This is a genomic window from Streptococcus mitis, from assembly GCF_003942695.1.
Taxonomy (GTDB): domain Bacteria; phylum Bacillota; class Bacilli; order Lactobacillales; family Streptococcaceae; genus Streptococcus; species Streptococcus mitis_BD.
Genome location: NZ_RJNU01000013.1, coordinates 19,816 through 38,936 on the forward strand (window position 1 = coordinate 19,816; position 19,121 = coordinate 38,936).

Consider the following 19,121-nt stretch of genomic DNA (forward strand, 5'->3'; position numbering starts at 1 on the left):
ATGCAAAATCTGAAATTTGCCTTTTCATCTATTATGGCACACAAGATGCGCTCCTTTTTGACCATGATTGGCATTATCATCGGAGTCTCTTCAGTAGTTGTCATCATGGCTTTAGGGGACTCTATGTCTCGTCAGGTCAATAAAAATATGACAAAATCTCAGAAAAATATTCAGGTGTTTTTCTCACCAATTAAAAGTAAGGACGGTTCCTTTACACAAAAGCAATCTGCACTGACACTATCTGGTAAAGAAGATGTTCACGTAGAACCACCTAAAACACAGGAATCGTGGGTTAAGGAAGCTGCCAAACTAAAAGGTGTAGATGGCTATTATGTGACTAATAGTACAAATGTTACTTTGACCTATAAGGATAAAAAGGTAGAGAGAGCAAGTCTGACAGGTGGAAATATGACTTATATGTCTGCTGTAGAAAATAAAATTATTGCAGGTAGGGATCTGAGAGAACAAGACTACCGAGATTTTGCAAGTGTGATTTTGCTAGATGAAGAACTCGCTAAAAGTCTTTTTGACTCGCCTCAGGCAGCACTCAATCAAATCATTTCAGCCAATGGATATAGCTATCGCGTGATTGGTGTTTACTCTAGTCCTGCTGTTAAAAGTGCTAAGATGTTTGGTGTAGGTGGTTTACCGATTACAACCAATGCTTCTGTAGCAGCTAATTTTAATGTAGAGGAAATTTCTAATATTGTCTTTCGTGTGAATGACACGAGTCTAACTCCGACTTTGGGGCCAGAACTCGCACGCAAGATGACAGAAATTGCAGGAGTACAGCAGGGAGAATATCAGGTTGTAGACGAAACCGCCGCTTTTGCAGAGGTTCAGCAAATCTTTGGTTTTATGACCGCTATTATTAGTGCTATCGCAGGAATCTCTCTCTTTGTGGGAGGGACTGGGGTTATGAATATCATGCTGGTTTCTGTAACGGAGCGTACTCGTGAGATTGGTCTTCGTAAAGCATTGGGAGCTACACGGGCTAATATCTTGGTACAGTTTTTGATTGAGTCCATGATCTTGACCTTGCTAGGTGGAGTCATCGGCCTAGTAAGTGCAGCGGGCTTGACCACGCTAGCAGGCGCTTTGTTAAAAAATATGATGGAAGGAATAGAAATTGGTGTCTCGCTACCGATCGCTCTCTTTAGCTTGGCTGTTTCGGCCAGCGTTGGTATGATTTTCGGAGTCTTGCCAGCCAATAAAGCGTCTAAGCTTGATCCAATTGAAGCCCTTCGCTATGAATAAGATAAACAAGATGGACATTTGTCTATCTTGTTTTTGTATGGATTTTCCTATCGAAAATCACTAAAAATATGATATAATGAAGTGTTAGAAAAACAGGTTTCATTTGCCTGGAAAGGAAAAATTATGTCTGAAAAGAATTTTTATATTACAACACCGATTTACTATCCATCTGGTAAACTTCATATCGGTTCTGCTTACACAACCATCGCCTGTGATGTTCTAGCGCGTTACAAACGCCTCATGGGTTACGATGTCTTTTATCTGACAGGTCTTGACGAGCATGGTCAAAAGATCCAACAGAAAGCGGAAGAAGCTGGTATTACACCACAAGCTTATGTTGACGGGATGGCGGTTGGAGTCAAAGAACTCTGGAAATTACTCGATATCTCATATGATAAATTCATCCGTACAACTGATGATTACCATGAAAAAGTAGTGGCTCAGGTCTTTGAACGCTTACTTGCTCAAGATGATATTTACTTGGGCGAATACTCTGGTTGGTATTCAGTTTCAGATGAGGAATTCTTTACAGAAAGCCAGCTTGCAGAAGTTTTCCGTGACGAAGCTGGAAATGTAACAGGCGGTATCGCTCCATCAGGACATGAAGTGGAGTGGGTTTCAGAAGAATCTTATTTCCTTCGCCTCAGCAAATACCAAGATCGTTTGGTAGAATTTTTCAAATCGCATCCAGACTTTATCACTCCTGATGGTCGCCTCAATGAAATGTTGCGTAACTTTATCGAGCCAGGTTTGGAAGACTTAGCGGTTTCTCGTACAACCTTTACTTGGGGCGTGCCAGTACCATCAAATCCTAAACACGTTGTCTATGTTTGGATTGATGCTCTTCTCAACTATGCGACAGCTCTTGGATATGGTCAAGATGAACATGGGAACTTTGATAAGTTCTGGAATGGAACAGTCTTCCACATGGTCGGAAAAGACATTCTTCGTTTCCACTCAATCTACTGGCCAATCCTTCTCATGATGTTGGATATGAAATTGCCTGACCGCCTGATTGCTCATGGTTGGTTCGTCATGAAAGACGGCAAGATGTCTAAGTCTAAAGGAAACGTTGTTTACCCTGAAATGTTGGTAGAGCGTTATGGACTGGATCCACTTCGTTACTACCTCATGCGAAGCCTCCCAGTTGGTTCAGACGGAACCTTCACTCCTGAAGACTATGTAGGTCGTATCAACTATGAATTGGCAAATGACCTAGGAAACCTCCTCAACCGTACGGTTTCCATGATCAACAAGTACTTCGATGGGCAAATTCCAGCCTATGTAGAAGGTGTGACAGAATTTGACCATGCTCTTGCTGACGTTGCGAAACAATCAATCGCTGACTACCATACACACATGGATGCAGTTGACTACCCACGTGCTCTTGAAGCAGTCTGGACTCTTATCTCTCGTACCAATAAATACATTGACGAGACAGCTCCATGGGTCTTGGCCAAGGATGAAGCTCTTCGTGACCAATTAGCAAGTGTTATGAGCCACTTGGCAGCCAGTCTTCGTGTCGTAGCACATTTGATTGAACCATTTATGATGGGAACAAGTCAGGCAGTCTTGACTCAGCTTGGTCTAGCAGAAGTAGCGAGTCTTGAGAACTTGAGTTTGGCTGACTTCCCTGCTGGTGTAACTGTAGTAGCTAAAGGAACACCTATCTTCCCACGTCTCGATATGGAAGAAGAAATCGCCTATATCAAGGAACAAATGGAAGGCAACAAACCAGCAGTCGAAAAAGAATGGAATCCAGACGAAGTCGAACTCCAGCTCAACAAGGATGAAATCAAGTTTGAAGAATTTGACAAGGTTGAAATCCGTGTCGCAGAAGTCAAAGAAGTGTCTAAAGTGGAAAGTTCTGATAAGTTGCTTCAATTCCGTCTGGATGCTGGTGATGGCGAAGACCGTCAAATCCTCTCAGGAATTGCTAAGTACTATCCAAATGAACAAGAATTGGTCGGCAAGAAGGTACAAATCGTTGCCAACCTTAAGCCACGTAAGATGATGAAAAAATATGTCAGCCAAGGAATGATCCTCTCAGCTGAATATGATGACAAATTAACCCTTCTCACAGTTGACCCATCCGTACCAAACGGAAGTGTGATTGGATAAAAGCAAAAAACCAACGTTATACACGTTGGTTTTTCTTGTTGTTTGCGAGATTTTCTAAGAAGTAGTCCATCTCCTTTTGCGATCTGAGAACAATTACTTTCTCCAGATAGGTTTCTTGAATCTGCTGATAACGTTCCTTGGCGGATTTGCTCCGCCCATCCCATAGAATCCATCTGATAAACTCCCAGTCAAAGCGTTCAGGGCAACCTGCAGCCATGCTTTCTCGGAGCTTGCCTCGGTATGTGAGATACCGTTTAAATGCTCGAAAGAGACAAGTCCATGGGGAAAAGTTGAGAAAGATGATTTGGTCAGCTTCCTGCATTCTTTCTTCGTAATAGCACCAAGAGTAGTTGCCATCGACTACCCAAGATTCATGCTTTGTGAGAAAGTTTTTCATCTCGGTCAACATCCATTCACGGTCACTGTCTTGCCAACCAGGTTGAAATTGGAGTGTATCCATGTGTAGTTTTGGGATGAAGTAGTGGTTAGATAACTTTTCTGCCAGAGTTGACTTACCAGCTCCAGAATATCCGATGATTGCGATTTTCATTTTCTACCTTTTCTTATTAGAGGACAAAAAAACAGCCTCTATGGACTGTTTCTTATTTAGCAAGTTTAGCTGAAAGACGAGCTTTATCGCGGCTTGCTTTGTTTTTATGAATCAAACCTTTAGTTTCTGCTTTGTCGATAGCTGAGCTAGCAGCACGGAAAAGTTCTTCAGAAGGGTTTGCTTCGAAAGCTTTGATAGCAGTACGCATAGCTGATTTTTGAGCTGAGTTTTTTTCGTTTTGTTTAACGTTCAATTCAGCGCGTTTGATAGCTGATTTAATGTTTGCCAATGTTCTTACCTCCATATTTACTAACTATACCATTATATATGAAAACTTAGGTTTTGACAAGGGAAAATTATTTTTTTAGGTAAATTTCATCGATTTCGTGGTTTTTAGTCTTGTGGAGAATAACCTCGGCACGATTTCTTGTCGGTTCGATATAGTTTTGTAGATTTATTAGATTAATGCTGGCCCAGATCTGATGAGCGAAGGCTTCGACCTCTCCAATCGGCATTTGCGTAAAGCGGTGGTAGTAGCTGCTAGGATCATTCTGGGCAAAGCTGAGGAGTTTTAGGAAACGATCCAGATACCAACTTTCAATGTCCTCGACAGCAGCATCCACATAGATGGAGAAATCAAAGAAATCAGTGATGTAAAGGCGTTCATTTTGAGGGTTTTGAAAGACATTAATCCCCTCGACAATGACAAAATCAGCAGCTTTGACACGTTGCTTCTCTCCAGGAACGATGTCATACACTTCATGAGAATAGACAGGAATATCGATATCTTGCCCGTTCTTAAGGCGATCAAGAAAATTTAGCAAGGCTTCCATATCATAACTTTCAGGAAAACCTTTGCGATTTAAGATACCTTGGTCAATTAAAGTTTGGTTGGGATAGAGAAAACCGTCAGTTGTCACCAATTCTACAGTAGCATCCGGGAGAGTACGTGATAGAAGAATCTGAATCAAGCGACTAGTGGTCGATTTCCCCACAGCAACACTACCAGAAACCCCAATGATAAAAGGTTGGGATTTGCTTTCACGTTGGAGGAAAATTCCTTTTGAAAATGCCAAATCATCCTTAGTGCGCTTATAGATATGGATAAGATGGACAAGGGGAAGATAGACATCCGTTACGTCCTGCAGACTAATCTGGTCATTGAAACTCTTGATGGATTCTAGCTCTTCCTCTGTCAAGGGAGGGGTTGTTTTGCGATGCAATGATTGCCAAGTTTGGCGACTGATTTTTTCAAAATGTAAAAATTCGTTGGTCATAATTTTTCCTCGTTCGATATCTTAGTATATCATATTTCGTAGTCAAAGAGAGAATGAAATTCGATATTTATCATTCTGATTCTTGAAAGTTGCTATAAGTTGCCTCTAACAGGGAAAAATAGAGTGAAAAATACAAAGATCACTTAATTATTATCATAACAGATTTAGTTTGTTTGTTGAACTTCAGCTTTGTAAACGATTTAACATTTCACTAAAATATGGTAAAATAGTTTCATGAGTAAAATGTATTATGCAGAAAATCCTGACGCTGCTCACGACATTCATGAGTTGAGAGTGGAGCTGTTGGGACAAAAAATGACCTTTTTGACGGATGCGGGTGTTTTTAGCAAGAAAATGGTCGACTTTGGGAGTCAGCTTTTATTGAAGTGTCTAGAGGTTAACAAAGGAGAAACGGTCCTTGATGTAGGCTGTGGATATGGTCCCTTAGGACTTTCTTTGGTCAAGGCCTATGGTGTCCAAGCAACCATGGTCGATATCAACAATCGCGCCTTGGACTTAGCGCGACAAAATGCTGAGAGAAACCAAGTTTCAGCGACTATTTTCCAATCCAACATTTATGAGCAAGTTGAAGGGAAATTTGACCATGTTATTTCCAATCCGCCGATTCGAGCGGGCAAACAAGTTGTTCATGAGATTATCGAAAAAAGCAGAGAATTCTTGAAAGACGGAGGAGATTTAACCATCGTCATTCAGAAAAAGCAAGGAGCTCCAAGTGCTAAAAGTAAGATGGAAGACGTTTTTGGAAATTGTGAAATCATAAAGAAAGACAAGGGTTATTATATCCTTAGAAGTGTGAAAGAATGAGAGCAGTTGATTTAATCCAAAAGAAACGAGATGGTCAAGAACTGACTGCAAATGAAATCAAGTGGCTGGTTGAAGGCTATGTGGCTGGAACTGTTCCAGACTATCAGATGTCTGCTTTTGCTATGGCTGTTTATTTCAAAGGAATGACCACACGTGAGATTTCTGACCTGACGATGAATATGGTTAAGACAGGTCAGGAGTTTGATTTGTCAGCCATAGATGGGGTTAAAGTTGACAAGCATTCGACTGGTGGAGTTGGGGATAAGGTGACCTTGATTCTAGCTCCTTTAGTAGCGAGTTTCGGTGTGCCCGTTGCTAAAATGAGTGGTCGTGGTCTAGGCCATACTGGTGGGACAATTGATAAATTGGAGTCCATTAAGGGCTATCAAGTTGAGCGAAGTCAAGAAGATTTTATTCGTCAGGTACAGAATATTGGTGTATCTGTCATTGGGCAGTCAGATCAGCTGGTTAAAGCAGACAAGCTTCTCTATGCCCTCCGTGATGTGACAGCAACTGTCGACACGATTCCTTTGATTGCTAGTTCGGTGATGAGCAAGAAAATTGCTGCAGGAGCGGATGCCATTTTGCTAGACGTAACGGTCGGTGAGGGTGCCTTCATGAAGACTGTTGATGAGGCGCGCGAATTGGCTCAAACCATGGTGGATCTTGGTAAGGCTGTTGGTCGAAAGACGGTAGCAGTCATTACCGATATGAGCCAACCCTTGGGAAGAGCCATTGGCAATCGTCTCGAAATCCTTGAGGCAATCGAGATTCTTCAAGGGAAAGGCCGAGAAGATATTAGTCACTTTATCTGCGAGTTAGCTCAGATTATGCTTGGTTTGGCTGATGTTGAGAAAACGGTCGAGGAAATCCGTCAACATCTTGAGAATAGCCAAGCACTGGCTAAGTTTGAAGAAATGGTAGCAGCACAAGGCGGTGATTTAGAAGACCTCTATCGCCCAGTCAAGGTTGCCCATGTGGTGGAAATCCCTGCTCAAGAAACGGGTGTTATTTCAGCTCTTCCTGCTATGGAATTTGGGCTCTATGCCATGAGACTAGGAGCCGGTCGTGCAGTCAAGTCTGATGACTTGGACTATGAAACAGGGATTGTTTTTGAAAAGAAAGTTGGAGACTCCGTTCAAAAAGGAGAAATTGTTGCAAAAGTTTATACAAATGGAAAAATTTCTTCTGAACTAGTTACAGAATTTCAAAAATATGTTAAAATAAATGATGGAGTGCAAAGTTTACGAGAAATTATAGAAATTATCTCATAAAACCAGGGAGAATCCGAATATGAAGTTAAATAAATATATCGATCATACGCTTTTAAAGCAAGATGCAAGCCAAGAACAAATTGATCGTTTGCTATCTGAAGCGCGTGAGTATGACTTTGCCAGCGTTTGTGTCAATCCCACATGGGTTAAACATGCGAAAACAGGACTTGAAGGCTCAGATGTAAAGGTTTGTACAGTAGTAGGTTTCCCTCTTGGAGCAACAACTTCAGCTGTGAAAGCTTTTGAAACAAAAGAAGCTGTCCAAAATGGTGCAGATGAGATTGATATGGTTATCAATGTTGGTGCCCTCAAATCAGGCAATCTAGATTTAGTTGGATCGGACATCCGTGCTGTCGTAGAAGCAAGTGGTGACAAGTTGGTGAAGGTCATTATTGAAGCTTGCTTGTTGACAGACCAAGAAAAGGTTGTGGCCTGCCAATTATCCCAGAAGGCAGGCGCTGACTTTGTCAAAACATCAACTGGATTTTCAACTGGTGGTGCCACTATTGAGGATGTTAAGTTGATGCGTGAAACAGTCGGGTCAGAAATGGGAGTTAAGGCAGCTGGTGGAGCTCGTTCATATGCAGATGCTGTCGCTTTTGTGGAAGCAGGCGCTACCCGTATTGGAACATCTGCTGGCGTTGCGATTTTAAAAGGAGAATTGGCAGATGGCGACTACTGAGTTGATTGAATTAGCAATTGAAACCAGCAAGAAAGCCTATGTACCCTATTCTCACTTTCCCATCGGAGCTGTTTTAGTAGCCAAGGATGGTAGTATTTATACGGGTGTGAACATCGAGAATGCTAGTTATCCCTTGACTAATTGTGGAGAGCGTACCGCTATTTTCAAAGCAGTTTCGGAGGGACAACGGGAGTTTTCAGAGTTGATTGTCTACGGACAAACTGAAAAACCCATCTCGCCATGTGGTGCTTGTCGTCAGGTCATGGTTGAGTTTTTTGAACAAGATCTAAAAGTGACTTTAGTTGCTAAAGATAAATCGACGGTCGAGATGACGGTCGGGGAGTTACTTCCATACTCATTTACAGACTTAAATTAGTCTGAGCTACTCTTCAAGTGGCTGTGGTCTACGTGACCAAACGATCTATACTTGCAACATCGTTGCACATCTTATTTAGGAGGTTCAGTAATGAACAAGAAACAATGGCTAGGCCTTGGTCTAGTTGCAGTGGCAGCAGTTGGACTTGCTGCATGTGGTAACCGCTCTTCTCGTAACGCAGCTTCATCTTCATCTGAAATGAAGACGAAAGCAGCGATCGTAACAGATACTGGTGGTGTTGATGATAAATCATTTAACCAATCAGCTTGGGAAGGTTTGCAAGACTGGGGTAAAGAACACAATCTTTCTAAAGATAAAGGTTACACTTACTTCCAATCAACAAGCGAAGCTGACTACGCTAACAACTTGCAACAAGCGGCTGGAAGTTACAACCTGATCTTCGGTGTTGGTTTTGCACTTCACAATGCAGTTGAAGAGGCAGCAAAAGACCACTCTGACTTAAACTATGTCTTGATTGATGATGTGATCAAAGATCAAAAGAATGTTGCGAGCGTAACATTTGCTGATAACGAAGCAGCTTACCTTGCTGGTGTTGCAGCAGCTAAAACAACTAAAACAAAACAAGTTGGTTTTGTAGGTGGTATCGAATCTGAAGTTATTTCACGTTTCGCTGCTGGATTTAAGGCTGGTGTTGCCTCAGTAGACCCTTCTATTAAGGTACAAGTTGACTACGCTGGTTCATTTGGTGATGCTGCTAAAGGTAAAACAATTGCAGCAGCTCAATACGCTGCAGGTGCAGACGTTGTCTACCAAGCAGCTGGTGGTACAGGTGCTGGTGTCTTTGCTGAAGCAAAATCTTTGAACGAAAGCAAAAATGAAAACGAAAAAGTTTGGGTTATTGGTGTAGACCGTGACCAAGCAGCAGAAGGTAAATACACTTCTAAAGATGGTAAAGAATCAAACTTCGTTCTTGTATCTACATTGAAACAAGTTGGTACAACTGTAAAAGATATTGCCAACAAAACAGAAAAAGGTGAATTCCCTGGTGGACAAGTTATCGTCTACTCATTGAAAGATAAAGGGGTTGACTTGGCAGTAACAAACCTTTCAGAAGAAGGTAAAAAGGCTGTCGAAGATGCAAAAGCTAAAATCCTTGACGGAAGTGTAAAAGTTCCTGAAAAATAATGGATAAAAGTCATTTCTTAGGAAGCGGCCATCGGTCGCTTCTTTAAGAATTGAGGCAATTTTTGTCTCAATAGAGCTTGTTAATGTGATTAGCAGGTTTTATTGAAATAAAATAAACCTCTGAAAGGAAGAGCATATGGCACACGAAAATGTCATTGAGATGCGGGATATTACCAAGGTGTTTGGTGAATTTGTAGCAAACGACAAGATCAATTTGCAACTGCGAAAAGGTGAAATCCATGCACTTTTAGGAGAAAATGGAGCGGGTAAATCCACTCTGATGAATATGCTGGCAGGACTTCTTGAGCCAACTAGTGGTGAAATTGCGGTGAATGGTCAAGTTGTCAAACTAGATTCACCTTCTAAAGCTGCTAGTCTAGGAATTGGGATGGTTCACCAACATTTTATGTTGGTTGAAGCTTTTACAGTAGCTGAAAATATCATTTTGGGGAGTGAAATCACTAAAAATGGTGTGCTAGATATAGCCGAAGCTACTAGAGAAATCAAGGCTCTTTCTGAACGTTATGGTTTAGCAGTAGATCCTGCTGCTAAGGTGGCGGATATTTCCGTTGGTGCTCAACAACGTGTAGAAATCTTGAAGACACTTTATCGTGGTGCTGATATCCTTATCTTTGACGAACCTACAGCTGTATTGACTCCTTCAGAGATTGACGAGTTGATGGCAATCATGAAAAACCTTGTCAAGGAAGGCAAATCCATCATCCTAATCACCCACAAATTGGATGAAATCCGTGCAGTGTCTGACCGTGTCACGGTTATCCGTCGTGGTAAATCAATCGAGACCGTTGAGATTGCAGGGGCTACCAATGCCGATTTGGCAGAAATGATGGTAGGGCGCTCTGTCTCCTTCAAAACGGAGAAACAGGCACCACAACCAAAAGAAGTGGTCTTGTCTATCAAGGACTTGGTTGTTAATGAAAACCGTGGTGTTCCAGCTGTGAAGAATCTTTCTTTGGATGTTCGTGCTGGTGAGATTGTTGGTATTGCAGGTATTGATGGCAATGGTCAATCTGAACTCATTCAAGCCATTACAGGTCTTCGTAAGGTTGAGTCTGGTAGCGTTGAATTAAAAGGGAAATCAATCGTGGGGATGCACCCACGACAAATTACGGAACTCAGTGTAGGGCATGTTCCTGAAGACCGTCACCGTGATGGTTTGATTTTGGAGATGATGATTTCAGAAAATATCGCTCTTCAAACCTACTACAAAGAACCACTCAGTAAGAATGGTATTTTGAACTATGCGAATATCACTTCACATGCTAAGAAACTGATGGAAGAATTTGACGTCCGTGCGGCAAGCGAATTTGTTCCAGCAGCAGCTCTTTCAGGAGGAAATCAACAAAAAGCGATTATTGCTCGTGAGATTGATCGTGATCCTGAACTCCTTATCGTCAGCCAGCCAACTCGTGGTTTGGACGTTGGTGCCATTGAGTACATTCACAAACGCTTGATTGAGGAACGTGATAATGGCAAGGCTGTTCTCGTTGTCAGTTTTGAATTGGATGAGATTTTAAATGTCTCAGACCGAATTGCTGTTATTCATGATGGTAAGATTCAGGGTATTGTGTCGCCAGAAACGACTAACAAACAAGAACTTGGTGTCTTGATGGCTGGTGGAAACTTGGGAAAGGAGAAGAGTGATGTCTAAAAAATTACAACAAATTTCGGTTCCCTTGATTTCCGTATTCTTAGGAATCTTGCTCGGAGCCATTGTCATGTGGATCTTCGGATATGATGCTATCTGGGGTTATGAGGAGTTGTTCTATACAGCTTTCGGTAGCCTCCGTGGGATTGGAGAAATTTTCCGTGCCATGGGTCCTCTTGTCTTGATAGGTCTTGGTTTCGCAGTTGCCAGTCGAGCAGGTTTCTTTAACGTTGGACTTCCTGGTCAAGCACTTGCAGGCTGGATTCTCAGTGGTTGGTTTGCCTTGTCAAATCCAGATATGCCTCGTCTCGTGTTGATTCCATTAACAGTGATTATTGCTTTGATCGCAGGTGGAATTGTTGGTGCGATTCCAGGTATCCTCAGAGCCTATCTCGGTACGTCAGAGGTTATCGTGACCATCATGATGAACTACATTGTATTGTATGTGGGAAATGCCTTTATTCATGCCTTTCCTAAAGATATTATGCAAAGTACAGATTCAACGATTCGTGTTAGTGCCAATGCTACATACCAGACACCATGGTTATCAGAGTTGACTGGAAATTCCCGTATGAATATCGGAATCTTCTTTGCAATCATTGCTGTTGGCGTGATTTGGTTCTTGCTCAAGAAAACGACTCTCGGTTTTGAAATTCGTGCAGTTGGTCTTAATCCCCATGCTTCGGAGTACGCTGGTATTTCAGCAAAACGTACAATCATCCTATCAATGATCATCTCTGGTGCTTTAGCTGGTCTTGGTGGAGCAGTCGAAGGTCTTGGAACCTTCCAAAACGTTTACGTTCAAGGTTCATCATTAGCTATCGGATTTAACGGGATGGCAGTTAGTTTGCTTGCTGGGAATTCACCAATTGGAATTCTCTTTGCGGCCTTTCTATTCGGTGTTCTACAAGTTGGTGCGCCGGGTATGAACGCAGCACAAGTTCCGTCTGAGCTTGTCAGCATTGTAACAGCGTCTATTATCTTCTTTGTCAGTGTTCACTATATTATTGAACGCTTTGTCAAACCCAAAAAACAAGTTAAAGGAGGTAAGTAAGGATGTCTATTACAACATTACTCACCCTCTTAGTCTCTTCTATGCTGATTTACTCAGCACCACTTATTTTTACGAGTATTGGAGGAGTTTTCTCCGAACGTGGTGGTGTTGTCAATGTCGGTCTTGAAGGTATTATGGTAATGGGAGCCTTTTCGGGGGTTGTCTTTAACCTCGAGTTTGCAGAACAACTTGGAGCGGCGACTCCTTGGATTTCCTTGTTAGTTGCAGGTGCTGTGGGAGCTATTTTCTCCCTCATCCATGCAGTCGCAACGGTCCATTTTCGTGCGGATCATGTTGTCAGTGGTACAGTATTGAACTTGATGGCTCCTGCCCTAGCAGTTTTCTTGGTTAAAGTTCTTTATAACAAAGGGCAAACGGATAACTTAAGCCAGACTTTTGGACGTTTTGATTTCCCAGTTTTGGCTGATATCCCAGTGATTGGAGATATCTTCTTCAAGTCTACCAGTCTACTAGGTTATATCGCGATTGCCTTCTCTTTCCTTGCTTGGTTTATTCTCTTTAAGACGCGCTTTGGTCTTCGCCTTCGCTCTGTAGGGGAACACCCTCAAGCAGCGGATACCTTGGGGATCAATGTCTACAAGATGCGATATCTTGGGGTTATCATTTCAGGTTTCTTAGGTGGAATTGGGGGAGCTATCTACGCCCAATCAATCTCTGTCAACTTCTCAGTGACAACCATTGTAGGACCTGGATTTATCGCTCTTGCTGCAATGATCTTTGGTAAATGGAATCCAATTGGTGCTATGCTTTCTAGTCTTTTCTTTGGACTTTCACAAAGTTTGGCAGTTATCGGTTCTCAATTGCCTTTCCTACAAGGAGTGCCAGCGGTTTACCTTCAAATCGCGCCTTATGTCTTGACCATTCTTGTCTTGGCAGCCTTCTTTGGAAAAGCAGTTGCACCAAAAGCAGACGGTATCAACTATATCAAGTCAAAATAAGCATACAAAAAAACGTCAGTTTCAAACTGGCGTTTTCTATTTTTAAAATTTTAGTTTTAAAACATATGATAATAAATTTATAGCGAATAAGTAACTCTTAAATTTTAAGTTCTAATTAAACTTAATTTTCAATTTTTAGTATTCTAAAAATTTTAGGTAACATTATAATTATATATATTAAAAGGGTTCCTCCCCCGAATATGAATATCACCCCTCCATTCACTTCTTTTTGAAAAAGATAAGTGAATACTATGGTACCTATCGGCATGATAGATGTATTCAGTGTAAATAAAGTACTCATTACTCTGCCTAAAAATTTTGTTTCGATGGTACTTTGAAGGTAAGTCATCACAATAATATTTAAAACAACAAGAGTAAACGCAATGATTCCCATAAATATACTACCAAGAAAAGAAATAATAATTTGAGAGTTAGTTGATGCAAATGTGATGCCTAAACCAATAATAGCCATAGTTAAGAGAACAAGTGGCATGGTTATCTTACTCGAGAGTAAGATGTTGTTTTCTTTCTTATCTGGCAATAGTGACATTGAAATACTGGCTAAAAGCATTCCTACTGCTGCCATAGTTTCAAGCATTCCTACTGTCGAGTTACCTAACAGAAGTTGTTCTTTTACTACAAATGGCACCCCAATACTGATAGATGTGTAGAAAAAATTGAGGATAACACTTACAAGAATAATGTATTTTACAATTTGATTTTCTTTAAGAAATTGAATGATTCCTTTGACTCCATGCAGAGGATTTTCACAATTCGTACCCTTGTTCTCTTTCTCGTTATATTCATAGTAAAATTTCATACTAAGTAGAACTCCTAAAGAGAGGAGGTTTGCAAAGATTTCAATTAGAATAAAACCTGCAAAACCTAACCAACCATAAAAAATGACTCCAATAGCTGGAGAAAGCATGGTTGCAATTGCAATGGCAGTCTGTGTAACAGAACTTAATCTTTGAATTTTTTTATCATTTACTAATTCATGAATTGAGGCTGAATAACAAGTATCACTTATATTGACTGTAATAGAGTGAAGTATTACAAACGGAATTACTAGGTATAAGATACTCGAAGAATCCATAAGAAAATAAAAAGCATAGAACAAAAGAAAGGTAAAAATTCTAAAGATGAAATTATATATCAAAATTTTCTTGTGTGGGTATCTATCTACTAGATTACCAATGGGAACTAAGAAAATCAAACTGACTAAAGGATAAATAATCATATTAATCCCAAAACTCATTGCAGATTTTGTTTGATCCAGTAGCATCAAACCTAAAGCAAAATTGAAAGATTTCCCGCTCAAAGAGCCAATGAAATTGCTAATAAAATCTTTTATAATTTGCTTATTTGAGATACGGTCACTAATTATATTTTTCATTTTTATTTCCACCATGAAAATTATTGCTTAGAAAATTTATCTATTAAAATTCCACACTAGGATATTAGTGTAATTGAATATCTTTAAACGCCAGTTTTAAACTGGCGTTTTATTTTTTAGGATTTTGATGAGTTAGGTTCAATCCCCAAGGGACAAGATTTTCAGTTTTATTTTTGATGCGTGTGATATTATCCTTGTGACGAATGATAATCAAGCTAGCAAGTGCTAGGATAATCAGGATGAAGAGAGGGTCGTAGCTGCTCAGGATAAATCCAAATAGTGGAAATAGGAGAACTCCAATTACAGCAGCAATAGAAGCAACAACGCTAGACAGGGAAATCATACTACCTAGATAGAGGCTTCCAAAGAATACAACTGCTAGATAGAGACAAAAAAAAGGCGCAAATCCGAAAATCACTCCAGCACTGGTTGCGACAGCCTTGCCACCTTTAAAGCCAGCAAAAATAGGGAAGGTATGTCCAATGACAGCCAAAAGTCCAAAAACAAGAGGTGATACACCTTGTAGGTGGAAAAGAATTGGAAGGAGAGTGGCCAAGGTTCCTTTAAAGAAGTCAATCACAAAGGTTGCCATACCTGCTTTCTTACCTAAAATTCGGAAAGTATTGGTTGTTCCGGTGTTTCCAGAACCATGTTCACGCAGATTTATTTGAAAGAAAATTTGTCCAATCCAAAGACCAGATGGAATTGAACCTAGCAGATAAGCTAAAATTAATAATACAAATGTCATCATAGACCTATTATACCATGAAATGGTATAGAAAGTCAGAGAATATCCTGTGAAATTGTGACGGCTGAAAGGGAAAAGCTTTGCAAAATCCCTAGAAAACCTGTAAAATAGAAAAGATGAACAAATAGGAGGTTCCTTGTGTCAAAAAAGGAAATCAATATTAACAACTACAATGATGATGCCATTCAGGTGCTAGAAGGGTTGGATGCGGTCCGTAAACGTCCGGGGATGTATATTGGATCGACTGATGGTGCGGGTCTCCATCACCTAGTCTGGGAAATCGTGGATAATGCGGTCGATGAAGCCTTGTCAGGATTTGGTGATCGCATTGATGTGACTATTAATAAAGACGGAAGTCTAACCGTTCAAGACCATGGTCGTGGGATGCCGACTGGGATGCATGCCATGGGTATCCCAACCGTTGAAGTTATCTTTACCATTCTCCACGCTGGAGGAAAATTCGGTCAAGGTGGCTACAAAACATCTGGTGGTCTTCACGGAGTGGGTTCTTCGGTCGTTAATGCCCTATCAAGCTGGCTGGAAGTGGAAATTACCCGTGATGGTGGAGTCTATAGACAGCGTTTTGAAAATGGCGGTAAACCAGTAACAACTCTGAAAAAGGTTGGGACAGCTGCTAAGTCTAAAACAGGTACCAAGGTTACCTTCATGCCTGATGCGACTATCTTTTCTACGACAGACTTCAAGTATAACACCATCTCAGAGCGTCTTAATGAGTCAGCATTTCTGTTAAAAAATGTGACCTTGTCTCTGACTGACAAACGAACAGAAGAAGCGATTGAGTTTCACTATGAAAATGGAGTTCAGGACTTTGTTTCTTATCTGAATGAAGACAAGGAAACCTTGACACCAGTTCTTTACTTCGAAGGTGAAGACAATGGTTTCCAAGTGGAAGTAGCTCTCCAGTACAATGATGGATTTTCGGATAACATTCTATCCTTTGTCAATAACGTTCGCACCAAGGATGGTGGGACGCATGAGACAGGACTTAAGTCTGCCATTACTAAAGTCATGAACGACTACGCGCGTAAGACTGGTCTTCTCAAGGAAAAAGATAAAAACCTTGAAGGTTCAGACTATCGTGAGGGACTAGCGGCCGTTCTTTCTATCCTAGTTCCTGAAGAACACCTCCAGTTTGAAGGACAGACCAAGGACAAACTAGGCAGTCCACTGGCTCGCCCGATTGTGGATAGCATTGTTGCTGAAAAATTAACTTTCTTCCTCATGGAAAATGGGGAATTGGCTTCCAATCTCATCCGCAAGGCTATCAAGGCGCGTGACGCTCGTGAGGCAGCGCGCAAAGCGCGTGATGAGAGTCGAAATGGTAAGAAGAACAAGAAAGACAAGGGCTTGTTGTCTGGAAAATTGACCCCAGCCCAGTCTAAGAATCCTGCAAAAAATGAACTCTATCTGGTCGAGGGGGATTCTGCCGGTGGCTCTGCCAAGCAAGGTCGTGACCGCAAGTTCCAGGCTATCCTACCTCTTCGTGGTAAGGTTATCAATACAGCCAAGGCCAAGATGGCGGATATCCTTAAAAATGAGGAAATCAACACCATGATTTATACCATCGGTGCGGGTGTGGGAGCAGATTTCTCCATTGAGGATGCTAACTATGACAAGATCATTATCATGACCGATGCCGATACCGATGGTGCCCATATCCAGACCTTGCTCTTGACATTTTTCTACCGTTACATGCGTCCCCTAGTTGAGGCAGGGCATGTCTATATCGCCCTTCCCCCTCTTTACAAGATGTCCAAAGGTAAAGGCAAGAAAGAAGAAGTGGCCTACGCATGGACGGATGGAGAGCTAGAAGAACTCCGCAAGCAGTTCGGTAAAGGCGCTACCCTTCAACGTTACAAGGGACTTGGTGAGATGAACGCCGACCAGCTCTGGGAAACAACCATGAACCCAGAAACTCGAACTCTCATTCGTGTCACGATCGAAGACTTGGCACGCGCAGAACGCCGCGTCAATGTCCTCATGGGAGACAAGGTCGAACCACGACGTAAATGGATTGAGGATAATGTCAAGTTTACGTTGGAGGAGAGTGGGGAGATGGTGTTTTGAGATGAAAAAAATGATAAAGAAATTAAAGAGTTTTTTTAAAAAATTTGATTGGGAAAAAGTATTGTTAAATGTTTTTCTAACAGCAATTATTCCAATTATACTTTTTACAATCCCTGTAACCTCTCCAACTTCCGAATGGAGTAACTGGGGTAGCAGTATTGTGGAGAAGCTACAGCAAGGCATACTATTTAGTACGATAATAAGTATAGCATCAAATATTGTGCTATCTTATAGAGCCCGATTTAGAGGCTTATTTTCAAAAAAATCTCAAGATAATATTGAGCATGGAATTCAACTGTTACCATTCTATTCTAATCTCTCAATTATTATCTCTTCTTTCGTTCTAATGCTTTTATCTGCTTTCTACTATGGACAAATTAGAAGCAATTCACTATTAAATTGCTTCGGACTAGTTATTGAAGTAGTATTATTTATTCTGATTCATCTTCTATATGGATATTCTGAAGGATCAATGAGAGAAGATGATGGTACTAATATTGCAGAATTAGTACAGAAAGCTGAAGAACAGAGAAATGCATTTGAAGAATTAGTACAGAAAACTGAAGAACAGAGAAATGCAAGTGAAAAGAAAGATTTCCGAGATTTGAAAATAGATAATAAAGATTTTGATTTATTACGAGAAAGGAGAGGAGGAGAATAGATGAGAGATACGGTTAGCTTCCCTAAAGGAATGGAAGTAAATCAAGGTGACGGGGTATATAATTTCATACTTACTACCGGAAGAGCTTCTGATATCTTAAAAATTTCAGAAGTTAAGAGACTATCTGATTTTGAAGATGGAGTACAGAGATATTTAAATGATAATAGAGCTAATTCTATTAAGGATTTTTGCTACAGAAAAGATTCAATCTTCCCAACACCGATTATTGTATCCTTGAATTCGGATTTTATAGATGAGGAAGAAAACGAGTTGAAAATTAGGTTTGACTCTGACTTTGATTCAGCTAAACCGTTTACTGTTATTGATGGACAGCATAGACTTGAAGGTATTAACAGGTATATGAGAGAGGGAGGAGAGAAAGAATTTGAACTTCCTTTAATCATATACCAAGATGCTGATCAAGCTACTGCGGCTTCTATATTTGTAGCAATTAATGCCAATCAAAGACAAGTGGATAGTTCAACCATTAGTCAACTTTTTGGAATTATTTATAGTGAGAGATCAGACATTTATACTGTAGAATCTTTTACAGCTCGGGTAGTCAAACTTCTTAATGAGAATGATGTTTCTCCATTTTATGGTAAGATAAAGATGTTAGGGAAGAAAGAGAAATATGGTCAATTTATATCACAGGGTACTGTTGCAAAAAAAATTTCTCAGTTTATTACTTCTAATAGTACAATGGACAATTTAACAATTGAACAATATGGTCCAAATGCTTTACCCATAAATAAGAAAAAGGTGTTTAGAGATTCATTCATAAAAAATCAACCGGCAGAAGTTGCTAAAGACATAATCAATTTTTTTGGAGCATTTGAAATTGTATACTACGATATTTGGGATGCTGATAAGTTATTAATAAAGAAAGCAATTGGTTACAGTGCAATGATGTATTTTTTAGAAAAACTATTATTAAAAGATATAAAAGGTGCTAGAAGCTATTTTGATATATTTGAAAAGAATCAAGAACAGAACTCCAAAAAACTATTAGAAATTTTTTCTTCTGATAGGGGATCT

Annotated in this window: 18 protein-coding genes; 13 read left to right on the plus strand and 5 right to left on the minus strand. The window is 40.5% G+C overall.

The annotated features are described in order from the left end of the window. The gene (locus D8852_RS08790) at window positions 1–1,257 is read left to right on the plus strand and encodes an ABC transporter permease (RefSeq protein ID WP_125425628.1); all 1,257 of its coding nucleotides are present in this window, start codon (window positions 1–3) and stop codon (window positions 1,255–1,257) included. A 123-nt stretch (window positions 1,258–1,380) separates the two neighbouring features. Next, the gene (metG, locus tag D8852_RS08795) at window positions 1,381–3,378 is read left to right on the plus strand and encodes a methionine--tRNA ligase (RefSeq protein WP_125425630.1); all 1,998 of its coding nucleotides are present in this window, start codon (window positions 1,381–1,383) and stop codon (window positions 3,376–3,378) included. Between the two features lie 16 nt (window positions 3,379–3,394). Here metG and D8852_RS08800 read toward each other — a convergent pair whose 3' ends face one another. The 3 genes from D8852_RS08800 to coaA form a co-directional block, all read right to left on the minus strand. Next, window positions 3,395–3,928 (minus strand): DNA topology modulation protein, encoded by a 534-nt coding sequence (locus D8852_RS08800; protein ID WP_125425632.1) that lies wholly within the window; start codon window positions 3,926–3,928, stop codon window positions 3,395–3,397. Window positions 3,929–3,980: 52 nt separating this feature from the next. After that, window positions 3,981–4,217, minus strand: coding sequence for a 30S ribosomal protein S20 (rpsT, locus tag D8852_RS08805; RefSeq protein WP_001274000.1), 237 nt, complete (start codon window positions 4,215–4,217; stop codon window positions 3,981–3,983). Between the two features lie 67 nt (window positions 4,218–4,284). Continuing rightward, entirely contained in the window at window positions 4,285–5,205 is a 921-nt protein-coding gene (coaA, locus tag D8852_RS08810) for a type I pantothenate kinase (protein WP_125425634.1), read from the minus strand. A 234-nt stretch (window positions 5,206–5,439) separates the two neighbouring features. Here coaA and D8852_RS08815 point away from each other — a divergent pair, with 234 nt between their 5' ends. The 8 genes from D8852_RS08815 (at window position 5,440) to D8852_RS08850 (ending at window position 13,190) form a co-directional block, all read left to right on the plus strand. Continuing rightward, entirely contained in the window at window positions 5,440–6,030 is a 591-nt protein-coding gene (locus D8852_RS08815) for a class I SAM-dependent methyltransferase (protein WP_125425636.1), read from the plus strand. After that, window positions 6,027–7,304 carry a pyrimidine-nucleoside phosphorylase gene (locus tag D8852_RS08820; RefSeq protein WP_125425638.1) on the plus strand — a complete coding sequence of 426 codons (1,278 nt, stop codon included), beginning with the start codon at window positions 6,027–6,029 and terminating at the stop codon, window positions 7,302–7,304. Before D8852_RS08815 ends, D8852_RS08820 begins: the two co-directional genes overlap by 4 nt. 19 nt (window positions 7,305–7,323) lie before the next feature. After that, window positions 7,324–7,986 (plus strand): deoxyribose-phosphate aldolase, encoded by a 663-nt coding sequence (gene deoC, locus D8852_RS08825; RefSeq protein ID WP_125425640.1) that lies wholly within the window; start codon window positions 7,324–7,326, stop codon window positions 7,984–7,986. Then, entirely contained in the window at window positions 7,973–8,362 is a 390-nt protein-coding gene (locus D8852_RS08830) for a cytidine deaminase (RefSeq protein ID WP_000246096.1), read from the plus strand. Before deoC ends, D8852_RS08830 begins: the two co-directional genes overlap by 14 nt. Before the next feature lie 90 nt (window positions 8,363–8,452). Further along, the gene (locus tag D8852_RS08835) at window positions 8,453–9,508 is read left to right on the plus strand and encodes a BMP family lipoprotein (protein ID WP_084975137.1); all 1,056 of its coding nucleotides are present in this window, start codon (window positions 8,453–8,455) and stop codon (window positions 9,506–9,508) included. A gap of 136 nt (window positions 9,509–9,644) precedes the next feature. After that, window positions 9,645–11,180 (plus strand): ABC transporter ATP-binding protein, encoded by a 1,536-nt coding sequence (locus D8852_RS08840; RefSeq protein WP_125425642.1) that lies wholly within the window; start codon window positions 9,645–9,647, stop codon window positions 11,178–11,180. Continuing rightward, window positions 11,173–12,231, plus strand: coding sequence for an ABC transporter permease (locus D8852_RS08845; RefSeq protein ID WP_000038684.1), 1,059 nt, complete (start codon window positions 11,173–11,175; stop codon window positions 12,229–12,231). The genes D8852_RS08840 and D8852_RS08845 overlap by 8 nt, the downstream gene beginning before the upstream one ends. Before the next feature lie 2 nt (window positions 12,232–12,233). Then, window positions 12,234–13,190: an ABC transporter permease gene (locus D8852_RS08850; protein WP_125425644.1), complete on the plus strand. Its 957-nt coding sequence runs from the start codon at window positions 12,234–12,236 to the stop codon at window positions 13,188–13,190. A gap of 121 nt (window positions 13,191–13,311) precedes the next feature. Here the strand turns inward: D8852_RS08850 and D8852_RS08855 are convergent, their stop codons facing one another. Then, window positions 13,312–14,586: an MFS transporter gene (locus tag D8852_RS08855; protein WP_125425646.1), complete on the minus strand. Its 1,275-nt coding sequence runs from the start codon at window positions 14,584–14,586 to the stop codon at window positions 13,312–13,314. A 109-nt stretch (window positions 14,587–14,695) separates the two neighbouring features. Beyond that, the gene (gene plsY / locus D8852_RS08860; RefSeq protein WP_125416814.1) at window positions 14,696–15,337 is read right to left on the minus strand and encodes a glycerol-3-phosphate 1-O-acyltransferase PlsY; all 642 of its coding nucleotides are present in this window, start codon (window positions 15,335–15,337) and stop codon (window positions 14,696–14,698) included. Between the two features lie 135 nt (window positions 15,338–15,472). Here plsY and parE point away from each other — a divergent pair, with 135 nt between their 5' ends. From parE to D8852_RS08875, 3 genes are all read left to right on the plus strand, one after another. Beyond that, window positions 15,473–17,422 (plus strand): DNA topoisomerase IV subunit B, encoded by a 1,950-nt coding sequence (parE, locus tag D8852_RS08865; protein WP_125425648.1) that lies wholly within the window; start codon window positions 15,473–15,475, stop codon window positions 17,420–17,422. Window position 17,423: 1 nt separating this feature from the next. After that, window positions 17,424–18,083 carry a hypothetical protein gene (locus D8852_RS08870; protein WP_125833846.1) on the plus strand — a complete coding sequence of 220 codons (660 nt, stop codon included), beginning with the start codon at window positions 17,424–17,426 and terminating at the stop codon, window positions 18,081–18,083. After that, the coding region (locus D8852_RS08875; RefSeq protein ID WP_125833848.1) for a DGQHR domain-containing protein at window positions 18,084–19,121 on the plus strand (1,038 nt) is incomplete at its 3' end.

Coding starts and splice junctions, on each gene's coding strand:
- D8852_RS08790 (WP_125425628.1), top strand. CDS start 1: ATGCAAAATCTGAAATTTGCCTTTTCATCTATTATGGCACACAAGATG.
- metG (WP_125425630.1), top strand. CDS start 1,381: ATGTCTGAAAAGAATTTTTATATTACAACACCGATTTACTATCCATCT.
- D8852_RS08800 (WP_125425632.1), bottom strand. CDS start 3,928: ATGAAAATCGCAATCATCGGATATTCTGGAGCTGGTAAGTCAACTCTG.
- coaA (WP_125425634.1), bottom strand. CDS start 5,205: ATGACCAACGAATTTTTACATTTTGAAAAAATCAGTCGCCAAACTTGG.
- D8852_RS08815 (WP_125425636.1), top strand. CDS start 5,440: ATGAGTAAAATGTATTATGCAGAAAATCCTGACGCTGCTCACGACATT.
- D8852_RS08820 (WP_125425638.1), top strand. CDS start 6,027: ATGAGAGCAGTTGATTTAATCCAAAAGAAACGAGATGGTCAAGAACTG.
- deoC (WP_125425640.1), top strand. CDS start 7,324: ATGAAGTTAAATAAATATATCGATCATACGCTTTTAAAGCAAGATGCA.
- D8852_RS08830 (WP_000246096.1), top strand. CDS start 7,973: ATGGCGACTACTGAGTTGATTGAATTAGCAATTGAAACCAGCAAGAAA.
- D8852_RS08835 (WP_084975137.1), top strand. CDS start 8,453: ATGAACAAGAAACAATGGCTAGGCCTTGGTCTAGTTGCAGTGGCAGCA.
- D8852_RS08840 (WP_125425642.1), top strand. CDS start 9,645: ATGGCACACGAAAATGTCATTGAGATGCGGGATATTACCAAGGTGTTT.
- D8852_RS08845 (WP_000038684.1), top strand. CDS start 11,173: ATGTCTAAAAAATTACAACAAATTTCGGTTCCCTTGATTTCCGTATTC.
- D8852_RS08850 (WP_125425644.1), top strand. CDS start 12,234: ATGTCTATTACAACATTACTCACCCTCTTAGTCTCTTCTATGCTGATT.
- D8852_RS08855 (WP_125425646.1), bottom strand. CDS start 14,586: ATGAAAAATATAATTAGTGACCGTATCTCAAATAAGCAAATTATAAAA.
- plsY (WP_125416814.1), bottom strand. CDS start 15,337: ATGATGACATTTGTATTATTAATTTTAGCTTATCTGCTAGGTTCAATT.
- D8852_RS08870 (WP_125833846.1), top strand. CDS start 17,424: ATGAAAAAAATGATAAAGAAATTAAAGAGTTTTTTTAAAAAATTTGAT.